The organism is Candidatus Syntrophosphaera sp. (assembly GCA_019429425.1).
Classification (GTDB): Bacteria; Cloacimonadota; Cloacimonadia; order Cloacimonadales; family Cloacimonadaceae; genus Syntrophosphaera.
The window spans coordinates 40,997-53,858 of sequence record JAHYIU010000007.1; the positions used below are offsets into that span (position 1 = coordinate 40,997).

A 12,862-nucleotide genomic window follows, 5' to 3' on the forward strand; every position below is an offset into this window, starting at 1 on the left:
GGGTGGGGCTTTGACAAATATGTGAAATCAACGCCTCGTACCCCCAGGGTTTACACCCTGGGCTAAAATATGCCGCTCCTGCGGAGCTTCGCCGACGAGGACGTCGGCGTTCCCAAGCGCAGCCTTTCCACCAGAATTAATCCTCGCTGATCTGCTCTTTTATCCGCGCCGATCCGCGTGAAACAAAGAAAAACAAGGAGGAAAATATGGATTGCGATCTGGTGAAAGCATTGGCCCGGGAACTGGCCACCAAGGTGAACAAGGTGGTGGACATCCCGCTGGTGGTCGAGGAAGACGAACAGAGCTTCTTCGAACTGATCATCCTGATCCTGCTCGAGCTCATCTTCGCCAAGCTGGGCTTTGAGCTGAAAGTGGAGAAATAACCGGCGTTAAGCGTTAAGCGTGATGCGTGAAGCGGTGTGGGAAGGGGAATAGGGCAAAAGGGCAAAAGGGACGCTGCGCCGTGCCCAAGCCCCAATAAAGCTGAGAAAAAACACTGCAAAAAAGAGGCAACTGAAAAAGAACTGGATACCGGCCTGCGCCGGGATGACAAGAATGCCCGGGGCTGGGTTTTCCGGTCCCGGGCTTTTTGGTTTCCCGCAGATTTCGCAGATAAAAAGCGCGGATTTACGCAGAGAAAAGCAAAGGTTTTTTTAAAACAGCAGGACAGAGGTTCCATTTTAACCAGAGGGACACGGGCATAAAAAGCGGGGTAGAGGGCCCCATGGCCTGGGCAAATCAGAACTGAAAATAGATGAAAGGCTGGAGATCGGCGGCGCGGAACTGGAACAGGATCCAGATGACGATGGCCAGGATGAAAGCCTGGACGGCGACCGGGACCTGGCTGAGCCTTTCTTCCAGGCCGAGTTCAAAGCGCTTGGGAACCCAGTGGAAGAGATAGCCGAGGACGATCAGGGCGGCCACGACATGGTATTGCGCCAGCCAGAGAAAGATCACCCTGGGATTGAATTTGGTGAAGATCCGGGAGAGCATGAGCCAGGCAGAGGCAAAATCCCGGCTGCGGAAAAAGATCCAGGCAAAGGAGACGAAATTGAAGGTCAGCACAAGTCCGAGGACCCTGGAGAGGGGAGAGGGGTCGGGATTTTTGAGCATCGAAGCCGCGGAACGCCTGCCGATGGTGGTTTGGATCAGTTTGTCCAGCGCCAGGGCAGCTCCGTGCAGTCCGCCCCAAAAAACGAAATTCCAGGAAGCGCCATGCCAAAGCCCGCCCAGGAGCATGGTGGCCATCAGATTGACGTAGGTGCGGAACCTGCCTTTGCGGTTGCCGCCCAGAGGGATGTAGAGATAATCGCGCAGCCAGGAACTGAGCGAGATATGCCAGCGCCGCCAGAAATCCGTGATCGAGGCGGCGCGGTAGGGGGAATTGAAGTTCGGCGGTATCTTGAATCCCAAAAGGGTCGCCAGGCCGATCGCGATATCCGAATAGCCGCTGAAATCGCAATAGATCTGCAATCCATAGCCATAGACGGCGATCAGGTTTTCCACCCCGGAAAACAGGGCGGGATTGTCGAATACGCGATCCACAAAGTTGATGCTGATGTAATCCGCGATCACGCCTTTCTTGATCAGGCCGGCGCAGATCAGGATCAGGGCTTTGGAGATCTGTTCCTGGCTTAGAGACAGTTTTTTGTTGATCTGGGGTATGAACCAGGAGGCGCGGAGGATGGGGCCGGCAACAAGCTGGGGGAAAATGGAGACGAAGAAGGCGAAATCGGCGAAATTGCGGACCGGCTTGAGTTTCCCGAAATAGATGTCCAGGGTGTAGCTCATGGCCTGGAAAGTGAAAAAGGAGATGCCGACGGGCAGAATGATGTCCTGCAGGGGCAATGAGCCGCCAAAGACCTGGTTGAGGGTGGCGATCACAAAATTGGTGTATTTGAAATAGCCCATGAATCCGAGGTTCCAGAGCACATTGATCCAGAGCAGGGCAGATCTGGCCGCCTTGTTTTTTTCCCTCGCGATGAGGCCGCCAAACAGGAAATTGATGCCCGCGGTCACCAGCAGCATGAGCACGAATCCGCCGCTGGTCTTGTAATAGAAATACAGGGAAAAGATCAGGAGATACCAGGTGCGGACGCGCACCCTGCTTACCACGAGCGGGTAGAAGAGCATAACGGCGATGAAGAAGAAGAGGAAGAAGCCGCTGTTGAAGATCAGCGGATTCTGGGGATCGTAACCGAAGACCTGGAGGATCTGGCCAACACTCATTCAGGTCAATTCCAGGACCCCTGGGGATCGCTCACTTCGCGCCCCCGCCGGTGAGCGTTTCATACAGCATGGCGGCGATCTTGTTTGCCCCGGCGAGGTTGAAATGGGTGTAATCCGTGTTGGCCAGCGGGGGTTTGGCATTGACGTATTCCAGCATGGAGTTCAGGCCGCCCATGGCCTCATAGACGTTCCAGAAAGCGCAGCCTGTGGCCGCGGCGATCTCGGCCTGGGTGTTCACCAGCAGCGGAATGTCCGGCGAAGTCTGGAAAACTCCGGCTTGTCTGATGCCGCGGTCATGAACGCCGATGATCAGGATCGGCACATCGGGCAGAGCGGCTTGGATATGCTGGACCGACCTGATCATCATGGTTTTGTAATCATCGTAATCACGGGCCTTGGGCTGCGAGACATTCAGCCCATACTGGAGCATGATCAAATCATAATCCAGATGTTCCTGAAACCCGGCCATATGCTCTTGCGGCAGGGCATTGAAATACATCCCAGTGTAGCCCCGCACGGCATGATTGTCCACATAAACTCCGTCGGTATCGTCAAAAGAGACGCCATAGACGTGGATGGGATCCCTGGGGTCGAACTCCAGGCGGACCTTGTTCACGGGGCCTCCGGCACTCAGATCAAGGACCTGGATGCCTTCCTCCGCCTGAAGCTGGAAGGTTTGGGAAGGCTTGCCGTCAAACGCGGCCCTGATCCTGGACTTGGCAGAGGCCTGGCTGTAAAAAAGGCGGATCCTGCGAAACTGGGGCGCCCCGCCGGGATTGTCGGTCCCGTAGTATTCGACCCAGGCAGGGCCGGCGACAGCAATGCGGCGGGTCTCTTTCTTCGCTTTGGTGGCTGGAGCGGCAACGCGGACGCTGTCTGCCTGGAGCGAGTCGGGAACCGCGATCTTTGGCTCCACCTTGATCACGGTCTCAGCCAGATAGTAGTTCCTGGGAATGAAAGTATAGCCGATCATGCCCAGGGGAACGTCGTAAGAGCCACGATTGGCAAAGGAACGGGACTCCCAATTGCGGGAAAACCTGTGCCCGATCGTCATGCGGAAATCGCTCACGATCGAAGTGATGGGAACCAAGCCGACTCCGCTGCCTCCGTATTCGGATTGCAGGAGTTCGCGCAGTTTGCCGGTGATCAGGTCGCCTTCGATGATGGAATCACCATAGTGGGCGATGCGGATGTTGCCCTGGCCCTCTGCCTTGAGCTGGGCCAGCTTGGCGGTGAATGTGCGCAAGGGAACCGTTTCATTTTCCACGGGCGCTTCTTCTTCCGCGGTTTGCGGCTCTTCCATTTCCGGCGGAAAGAAAACCCTCAGCAATTCTTCCAGCCAGTCCATCCGCTTGATCGGGAACACCTGGTTATCCCAATCCGGAAGCAGCCGAAAGACGATCGAGATCAGCAAGACTGCTGTGCCGAGGATCAGAAACGGCCGCCAGAATGATCTATTCACTGGTCGAGAAGCAGGACCCGGGAACTTGATTGATCCGACCTGAGCAGATATACTCCAGCCGGGCAGCGCTGTGCAAGCCGGTCACGGCCATCCCAGCGGAACAGGCCCACACCTTTGTTTTCCGCTTCGGGTTGGAGACGGCGCACCAGTTGTCCGCGCAGATTGTAGACATCGATCCGGGTGCTGTTTTTGGCTTCGATCGTGAAGCCGCCAAAACTCGGATTGGGATGGGCTGCCAGGCCTGGCCGGACCTGAACGGTCTGGTCATCAACGGAAGTGGCCAGACGGTCGTAGACGGCCACGAAAACGTCAAGGTTGGCCTCAGAGCCGCTATCCAGGATGTGGGAGCCGAATTTAAGCGCTCCGCTGAACCAGCCCGTGACAATAAACTTTCCCGGGCCGAAGGCCTTGATATCCGTGCCCACGTCCGAATTGACGCTTCTAGCGCTGATCGGCGCATGCTGGCTCTGCAGGATGCCGATGTCCCAATATCCATTGCCATACAAAGTGGTCCCGCCAAAATCGACCTGGCCTGCAAAGGAACACAGCTCCGCGGTCTCGGAACCGATGTCGATCGCCCTGCCCTTGTCGGAACCGGGGCCGCCGTAATGCTCCACGTTCGTCCAGTTTCCGAAGCTGTCAAACCAGGCGATGTAGATGTCGTCCGATCCATCCACGCTATTCAGGGTGGTGTTTCCGATCGTGCCAGTGCCTGTCACCCTGCCGATCACGGCATGTTCCTGGTCGACCGGGTCATAATGGTCGGCGGAGATATTGATGGCTCCGGCATTGCAGGAGGGCAGCACCCATTGGATGTTGCCGCTGGAATCGTATTGGGCCACGAACATGCCCATGGCGTCGGTCGTGATCCCGTTAAAATTGCTGCCGGGGCTGGCCTGCCCGGTGATGTAGACATGGCTTCCCGTGACGTCCACGTCGACCTTGTATCCGTATTCCACCCCCACGGTTCCGGCGTGGCGTGCCCAGAGCGGATCGCCGTTGGTATCGAATTTGATCAGGTAGATGTCGCTGCCGCCGTAGCTGGTGAGGCTCACCGTGTCTGAAAGCGTGATCGTATCGGCAAACCAGCCCGTGACATAGAAATCGCCCTGGTCAGTGGCCGCGATCCCGTATCCCATGTCACTTTGGACTCCGCCAAAGCACTTAATCCAGAGCAGGCCTCCGTTGGGAGCCAGCTTTCCGTAAAAAACGTCCCATTGCCCGGCGCCCTGGATGAAGTATCCGTCCAGAGCGATGGATTCGGAGAAAAACCCCGTGAAATAGCAGTTTCCAGCGGCGTCAGCCGAGACGGACAGGCAGACGTCGCCTTCTGTCGAACCAAAGGTTTTCACCCACTGGACCTGGCCGGAAGCGGAATATTTGATGATGAAACAATCCGACTGGCCGTTGGAGGGATAGGAAACACCATTGACTGTGAGCGAGTCGGTGTATTCACCGCTCACGTAGAAATACTCATTGGAAGGGCCAGTCGCGAGGTCCCAGGCCGATTCCATGCCCTGGGAGCCGAAGCCGCTTGCCCATTGCCAGGCGCCTGCTGCAAGCTGGCCGCCAATTATCAGGACTATCATGATGATTGGATATGATCTCAATTTAACCTCACAAAAAAAACAATGTTTCCGGCAATCGCTTTTTTGACAAGAGAAAAAGCTGAATTCAGTTGACAAATATGCCCCTCGCTTTTTTCTGGCCTTGCCAGGCGCAGCGCAATGATCGCTTGTGAACCATGTCAGATCAGGAATGAAGCAGCATTAAGCAATGTGGGTCGTGTGTCGCTGTCAGCCTGGCTTTGATCTGTTAGGCTTGAATCTTGCTTCAGATCTCTTCACGAACAATGTTAAGGAAACTCCATATGAAAAAAGCAGTGTTGATCCCAGCCCTGATGCTCCTGATGGCCCTGGCCCATGGCTATCCCGTGCTGATCAGAAGCTGGAATCCCCAGGCCGACGCGAAAACCCTGAGCCAGATGAACATCAGCGTCGTCAACGTCAACCGGCAAAGCGGCAGCATCACGGCATACGTGCGCGGCAACGAGGAATTTGAAGAGCTTCTGGACCACGGTTTCCAGGCTGCCAAGCTCCCCGATGAGGCGCGCGAGAACGCTTTACGCCTGCATTCGCAAGATCCCGGCAGCGCGCCCAGGGATGAGTATTACACGATTGACCAATATCATCAATTCATGGTCGACACTGCAGCCCAGTATCCCAACATCTGCCAGCTTGTCCAGGTCGGAACCTCGATCCAGAACCGGCCGCTCTACTTTCTCAAGATAACGGACAATCCCGCGCTCGAAGAAGCGGAACCCGAATTCAAATATATCTCGTCCATGCACGGCAACGAGGTGGTGGGCTACGACATGTGCATCCGGCTGATCCAACTGCTCACCTCCGAATACGGGACCGACGCCCGTATCACTGATCTGGTGAATAGTACGGAGATCTGGATCTGCCCGATGATGAATCCCGACGGATTTGTCCTCGGCCAGCGCTACAACGCGGCGGGGGTGGACCTGAACCGCAATTTCCCGATGCCCACGGGAAACCAGCATCCGGACGGAAACGCCTGGGCGCCCGAGAACATAGCGGTCATGGATTTCTGCAACGATCAGAGCTTCGTGCTCTCAGCCAATTTCCACACCGGCGCCCTGGTGATGAATTATCCTTGGGACTATACCTATAACCTCACCCCGGACGACGCACTGATCCAGGCCGCGGCGCTCTCCTACTCCATCCACAACCTGCCCATGTACAACAGCACCGAGTTTCCCAACGGCATCACCAATGGCGCGGAGTGGTACGTGATCACCGGCTCGATGCAGGATTGGAACTACGGCTATACCGATTGCATCGACATCACCGCGGAGATCAGCAACTCTTTCTGGCCGCCGGCTTCCACCCTGCCCACCTATTGGGCGCAAAACCAGGAATCGATGTTGTCCTACCTGGAATTCGTCCACAAGGGAGTTCACGGCCTGGTGACCTCTTCGTCTGGAACTCCTTTGGACGCGAAGATAACCGTGCAGGGCAACGCCAAGGCCATGCACACCGATCCGGATGTGGGCGATTTCCACAGACTGCTGCTGCCAGGCTCGTACACCATCACTGCCGAATCCTATGGCTATCTGCCTCAAACAGCCCAGATCACCGTTCCAGCCAGCGGCTCCACGAGCCACAACTTCGTACTCGAACACGCCGTGTCCGTGAATCTGCGTGGCCAGGCCCGCGATCCTGAGGGTTACCCCCTGGCCGGGCTGGAAGTCGCTCTGCTGGCTGAAACTCCCATCACGGCAAACACCGACGCCCTCGGCAATTTCCAAATCAACGGCATCTACGAAGGCAATTATCAGATCAGCTTCAGCCAGGCCGGAGCAGTGATCTGGGAAACATCTTTTTTGCTCACCCGGGATGAGACCCGGCGGATCTTCGTGATCTCAGATCCTCTTGAGCTGTTCTCTGACCCCTGCGAAACGATCGGCAACTGGACCGCCACGCCGCCCTGGGGCGTTTCGACCTACCAAGGCGAGAGTGTGATAACTGACTCTCCGGGCGGCAACTATGCCAATCGAATCAGTAAACCACTTTTACTCACTAATCCTATCTCATTGCAAAATATAGAGAATCCTGTTCTTACATTCAGAACCGCCTACGCCCTGGAAAACGGCTATGATTTCGTCTATGTGCAGGCTTCCAACACCACTTCCAACTGGACGACCCTGGGCAGCATCACCGGCACCCAGTTGAGCTGGCAGGACATGTCTTTTTCCCTGGCCCAGTTTGCCGGCCAGAGCGTGCATGTCCGCTTCCTGATCGTCACGGACTACAGCGTTACGGCCGATGGGATCTATCTCGACGACATCACCATCAAAGGCATCGACTCCACAGAGCTAATCTATGGCGATGCCGACGGCAACCGGCAGCTCACCAAAGCCGACGGACTGAGCATCCTGGCCTATTCGATCGGCCTGGACCCGCTTCCCGACATCGATCCCCGGCCTTGGTCGGCAGAGCGGATCGCTGCCTGCGACCTGGACGCGGACCAAAGCATTGACGCCTTTGATGCCTGGCTGCTGTTCAACTATATTGGCGAAGCGGGTTGGCGCCTGCCGGTGCAGACCGATGTGCCGGAAAACCCGGGCGATCCGGTGCTCACGGCACATTACAATGGGGTTTTGGTCATCGATCTCGAACACCCGGAGTTGCTGAAATCCATCAGTTTTTCCACCTCGCCGGTGAATGTTGTCCAGATCAGCCACGTCGGGACCCTGCATGACGATCTTTACGGGCAATTCTTCAACGCGGATGAGGATCGCTACGGCTATGCCGGCCATGCCGTGCAGCATTTGTCCCTGACCGTAACCCTGGAGGACGATCCTTCCGATTTCACTTTGCAATACAGCCTCAACGGCGTTCCTGGCTCGGTTTTCATCAGCACCTCCGCGGCCGGCGATGATCCTTTGGTTCCTGTTCCGGTGTTCAGCCTGGCGCAGAACCATCCCAATCCTTTCAACCCCAGCACGCGCATCACAATTTCCCTGGCCAAAGCGCACCAGACGGCCCACTTGAGGATCTACAACGCCAAAGGCCAGCTTGTTAAGACCCTGTTGTCAGGAATCCAGCCGGCCGGGGTTCAGAATCTCGTCTGGGACGGACGGGATGACTTTGGCAAACCAGTTTCCAGCGGGATTTACCTCTACCGTCTGGAGAGTGGGGGAGAGTCCCTCACCCGGAAAATGATCCTGCTCAAGTGAGGCAATTTTGCCCAGATATCTTCTTTCCCTAATGATCCTGACCCTGGTCCTCGGCCTCAGCGCCTGCAAGCGTGAACCTAAAAGCCCGGAAACGGATCAGACAGCGGAAAGCGCCATTCCCGGCACGATCTTCCGCAAGGACGGGGAACTGAGCATTTTAGCACCGGACGGAAATCTCCGCGGCAGCTTCGGCATCGAGCTCGCCAACACGGAAAGGACTATCACCCAGGGCCTCATGTATCGCGAGAGCATGGCGTCAAACCAGGCCATGCTGTTTGATCCTCAAGGCCTTTCCCGCAATCCCTTCTGGATGAAGAACACCTACCTGCCTTTGGATATCCTGTTTATCGACGACGAACGCAGGATCATGCACATTGCCGAGAACACTCATCCCTTCAGCGAAGAAACAATCCAACCCGGAGGCATCTACAGATACGTCCTGGAGATCAATGCCGGGCTTGCCCATCAACTCAAGCTCAATATCGGAGACACCCTCACATGGACGCTCGCTCCCTCAACCGGATCCTGATCATTGTAACGCTCAGCCTGGCCGCGTTGGCTTTTTCCTGCCAGAGCCAGGATTCAGCCGCAAACCGGACCCGCAGGCCACAAGAAAGGCCCAGCATCTATCAACGCCACCTGGACGAAGAGATCCCCACCGCAGAACTCGAACAGGCCCAGGAGGTGGCAGCAAGCGCGGAAAAGCTTGCCCTGAAAGACTATGCCTACACTTGGACCGATTCGGACCAGATCCCGGATGTGGTGATCATCGTGGATGATTTTGGCAATAGCGGAGCGCTGCTGGAGGATTTCGCGCAGCTGCCATCAGAGGTCGTCTTTGCCGTTCTGCCCGATCTTTCCCACACCCGGCAGGCCGGCCAGATCGCCGCCCAATACGGCCACGAAGTGCTGATCCACGTTCCCATGCAGGCTCTCTCCGCCTCAGCCAATCCGGGTGACAGATACATCAAAACCACTTCCACGGAAGACGAGATCTCCGCGCTGTTGGATGAATTCCACACCCAACTGCCCATGGCCATCGGAGCCAACAACCATATGGGCAGTGCCGTCACGGCGAACCGGGACGCCATGTCCTTTATCCTCAGGCAACTGCACGCCCAAGGCTTGTTCTTCGCGGACAGCTTCACCACCGGCGAGACCGTGGGCCCCGCATTGGCACGGACTATGGGCTATCCGGCCCTGCGCCGGGACATCTTTCTGGACGTGCCGGATAACAGCGACGCCACCCTGGCCGGCAAGATCTCGTCCCTGGGCAAATACAAGGGCAGAAGCGAGCCCGTCATCATCATCACCCATTGCCACAGCCGGGATAAGCTGAAGGCCCTGCAGAAATTCATCACCCAGGTCCAGGGTATGGGAGTCCGCCTCACCACCCTCTCCCGGGCCAGCGCCATTTCCGCTTGATTCACTGACATAATTGGGAATCAACAAGGATCAACCTGGATAAGACTTTTGCTGATTGTATTTTATCCTTCCGCTGGGAACATTGCTCACACTCATTGCGCTAACATCTCCACGCCAATCCTTTAGCCCGTCTTTCTCCTTATCATTACGCTATCAATACGGACTCACTACGGACTTTGTCCGTAATGAGTCCGTATTAACACCGTATTGATAAGGGGAGCCATCTGGGCTGGAGTCGAATCCACCTCGCTGGAGTCGAGCGAGGGACGGCTCACGCTGGAGTCGAGCCCGCCCTTTACCCGGTTCCGCTGATAGATATCTTGAGTTATGGCTGGCGGGCATGGACTCCAGCAACACAACCCTCATTCGCGGAGCAGGAGATCCTGGAGTCCATGCGGGGCGGAGACAGAACCTGGAGCTTGAACAAGACAAGCCACAGACCGCCCCGCTCGACTCCAGGGTCCCGCTCGACTCCAAGTTTCATCCCGCCAGCACACCACTATGCCCCATTAGCTCTGAACCAAAGAGGGCGCCATTGTTGTACGTGCTGGTAAATATATGAAACAGCTATAATTAGCTTGACAGAAATGAGCATGGTAGCATATATTGCATAGAGGTTATCTGTATGGAGAGACCAGGTTATTGGCTGCGCGCGCGGCAATGCCAGCGCGATTTTATCTCATGTAGGAAAGAAAAGCATCACGAGCCGGGAATCCATTCCCGGGCGGCGGAGGCCCGGCAGGGCAGAATACAAGCACCAGCAAGGAGAAAGGCAATGAACAAGATCCTCATTTTCCTGGCGCTTCTCGTTTTGACGGGGAGCATCCAAGCCTTCGTCGGCGAGGGCGAATCCAACGTGTTTGAGATCACCCAGACCGGAGTGGAGGAATCCATCATTCCTCCGATCCAGCAGACCGGCTCCAGCGTCTGGCGCGGCTTATGAGATCATCTGGCACTACGGGCAGGACGGAGTGGGGCCCGGAACCAGTTACCGGGTGAAAGTGATCGCCGACGACTGGGCCGGGGAGGTGGCACAGCCTTTCTTTGACCCGCCCGGCGGCTTTTACGCCAGTCCCCAAAGCGTGAGCATCTCCTGCGCCACGGAAGAAGCAACGATACGCTATACCGACGACGGCAGCGAGCCGACCGAAACAGCTACGCCGGCGGGTTTCGTCTCTGCAGGGCTATCAACTGATCGGTTCTTGGCTTTTGGAGCTTGGGCATTGGTGGCAATGTAGCCGGAGGATTCCGATCCTCCGCCTGAAAGGGGAAAAGGGAAAAAGAGAAAAAGGGGAAACCCTGTAGCCGGAGGATTCCGATCCTCCGCCTGAAGGGAAGCGGAAGCCCCGCGAGCGGGGACCCCTGCTTTGGAAAGCTCTGGCTACATTTGCTCAAGCTGTAAGGTCCGGTCCAAATTTTCGCTTGACAGATAAGGGGGCTGCCAAAATCGTGCCCCTACAAAACATTAATTGAACAGCGCGGGGGCGTAGTTCAGTTTGGTTAGAACGTCTGCCTGTCACGCAGAAGGCCGCGAGTTCGAGTCTCGTCGCTCCCGCCATATACTCGGATGCCTGCAAAGGCATCCATTTTTTTTAATAGGAAGCGTTTCATGCCGTTGATCATCTTTCGCCTGTTCAGCCGGATCCTGGAGATTCTGATCATCCCCCTCTATCCCTTGCTGTATCTATTTCTCGGGTTGAAACAATACCAGGCGGCATTGAACTACAATTCCACAAGCAGCGAAAAGGGGATTCTGATCCATGCCGCTTCCGTGGGCGAAGTGAACGCTGTAAAACCCTTGCTGAAAGCGCTGCAGGAGAGGCATCCGGAGAAGAAGATCGTGGTCACCACCACCACGGTCAGCGGACTGGCGCAGGCCAGAAACCTTGGCGTGCCGGCGCATCTGGCGGTTCTGGACCTGCCCTGGCTGCGCAAAAAACAGCTGCAGGCGATCGATCCCGGCTTGATCATCATCGTGGAAACCGAGATCTGGCCAAATCTGCTGGACCAGGCCAGAGCGCAGGGCCGGGACGTGGTTTTCGTGAACGCGCGGATGTCCGCCCATACGCTGAGGCGATATCTAAGGCTGAAATGGCTGTGGCGTTACCTGCAGGCTCCGGTGAAGGCGGTTTTCACCCAATCCGAAGCCGACGCGGAGAGATTCCGGCAGCTTTTTTCCATCCCGGTCCACAACGCCGGAAACCTGAAATTCGCCATCCAGCTTCCGGAATACGATGTTTATGCGACGCGCGAGAAGTACGGCTACCGGCAGCAGGATTTCCTCATCTGCCTGGGCAGTTCGCGGCCTGGGGAGGAGAAGCTGCTTCAGTCCATCCTGCCAGCTCTAAAGTTGGGTATCGCGAACCTGAAGTTCATCATCGCCATCCGCCATCCCAAAAGGGCGGCTGAGGTCCAGGCCCTGTTTCCCGGGCACGCGCTGTTTTCCCAATTGCCGGTTGGAGCGGGCGCGGAAGTCCTGTTGGTGGACACGATCGGCCATCTGAACGAGTTTTACGCCATCTGCGACATCGCCATCGTGGGTGGCTCTTTTTATGATTTTGGCGGCCACAATCCGCTGGAGCCGGCATTCTATGCCAAACCCGTGATCATGGGCCCGCATCACAGTTCCTGCTCCGCGTCTGTGCTTAATCTGCAGTCTCATTCGGCGATCCAGATCTCCAGCGCGGAAGAGCTGGCCAAGGATATCGTGTCCCTGTACGATCATCCCGAAAGGCGTGCCAGTCTGGGGCGCAACGCCAAAAAATGCGTTGACAGGAACAGCCGCTCCCTGGAAAATCACTTGCGAGGTTTGGAACCATGGCTATGATTACAGAACGTGAAGCGATGTTTTATGAACAAAGGGGGGAAAACAGGGTCCGCTGTTTGCTTTGCCCGCATTGCTGCGAACTGGAGACAGGGGAGAGGGGTCGATGCCGTGGCCGGCAAAACATAGGCGGCAAGCTGATCGCGACCAATTATGG

10 protein-coding genes, 1 tRNA gene and 1 other RNA gene are annotated in these 12,862 nt (G+C 56.5%); 9 read left to right on the top strand and 3 right to left on the bottom strand.

Translation table 11 applies throughout. From position 1 onward, the window contains the following. The first annotated feature begins 206 nt into the window (after nucleotides 1-206). Nucleotides 207-383 (top strand): hypothetical protein, encoded by a 177-nt coding sequence (locus tag K0B87_01645; protein MBW6513440.1) that lies wholly within the window; start codon nucleotides 207-209, stop codon nucleotides 381-383. A 355-nt stretch (nucleotides 384-738) separates the two neighbouring features. On the opposite strand, the gene K0B87_01650 is transcribed toward K0B87_01645, so the two are convergent. From K0B87_01650 to K0B87_01660, 3 genes are read right to left on the bottom strand one after another with little or no spacing between them, the layout of a single operon-like run. After that, the gene (locus tag K0B87_01650) at nucleotides 739-2,229 is read right to left on the bottom strand and encodes an MBOAT family protein (protein ID MBW6513441.1); all 1,491 of its coding nucleotides are present in this window, start codon (nucleotides 2,227-2,229) and stop codon (nucleotides 739-741) included. Nucleotides 2,230-2,260: 31 nt separating this feature from the next. Then, nucleotides 2,261-3,691, bottom strand: a complete 1,431-nt coding sequence (locus tag K0B87_01655) for a hypothetical protein (GenBank protein MBW6513442.1) — start codon at nucleotides 3,689-3,691, stop codon at nucleotides 2,261-2,263. Next, nucleotides 3,688-5,301: a T9SS type A sorting domain-containing protein gene (locus K0B87_01660; GenBank protein MBW6513443.1), complete on the bottom strand. Its 1,614-nt coding sequence runs from the start codon at nucleotides 5,299-5,301 to the stop codon at nucleotides 3,688-3,690. The genes K0B87_01655 and K0B87_01660 overlap by 4 nt, the downstream gene beginning before the upstream one ends. 101 nt (nucleotides 5,302-5,402) lie before the next feature. On the opposite strand from K0B87_01660, the gene ffs reads away from it, so the two are divergent. From ffs to K0B87_01700, 8 genes are all read left to right on the top strand, one after another. Continuing rightward, nucleotides 5,403-5,501: signal recognition particle sRNA small type (ffs, locus tag K0B87_01665), an RNA gene on the top strand. Nucleotides 5,502-5,561: 60 nt separating this feature from the next. Beyond that, complete coding sequence (locus K0B87_01670; protein MBW6513444.1) at nucleotides 5,562-8,456, top strand: carboxypeptidase regulatory-like domain-containing protein; 2,895 nt, start codon at nucleotides 5,562-5,564, stop codon at nucleotides 8,454-8,456. A gap of 7 nt (nucleotides 8,457-8,463) precedes the next feature. Beyond that, a complete protein-coding gene (locus K0B87_01675; protein ID MBW6513445.1) occupies nucleotides 8,464-8,985 on the top strand; it encodes a DUF192 domain-containing protein in 522 nt (173 codons plus the stop codon). Next, nucleotides 8,955-9,881, top strand: coding sequence for a divergent polysaccharide deacetylase family protein (locus K0B87_01680; protein MBW6513446.1), 927 nt, complete (start codon nucleotides 8,955-8,957; stop codon nucleotides 9,879-9,881). The genes K0B87_01675 and K0B87_01680 overlap by 31 nt, the downstream gene beginning before the upstream one ends. A 775-nt stretch (nucleotides 9,882-10,656) precedes the next feature. Next, nucleotides 10,657-10,824 (top strand): hypothetical protein, encoded by a 168-nt coding sequence (locus K0B87_01685; protein MBW6513447.1) that lies wholly within the window; start codon nucleotides 10,657-10,659, stop codon nucleotides 10,822-10,824. After that, nucleotides 10,742-11,119 (top strand): chitobiase/beta-hexosaminidase C-terminal domain-containing protein, encoded by a 378-nt coding sequence (locus tag K0B87_01690; GenBank protein MBW6513448.1) that lies wholly within the window; start codon nucleotides 10,742-10,744, stop codon nucleotides 11,117-11,119. Before K0B87_01685 ends, K0B87_01690 begins: the two co-directional genes overlap by 83 nt. Nucleotides 11,120-11,361: 242 nt before the next feature. After that, a tRNA-Asp gene (locus K0B87_01695) sits at nucleotides 11,362-11,439 on the top strand. 51 nt (nucleotides 11,440-11,490) lie between these two features. After that, nucleotides 11,491-12,708, top strand: coding sequence for a 3-deoxy-D-manno-octulosonic acid transferase (locus K0B87_01700; protein ID MBW6513449.1), 1,218 nt, complete (start codon nucleotides 11,491-11,493; stop codon nucleotides 12,706-12,708). Nucleotides 12,709-12,862 lie beyond the last annotated feature (154 nt).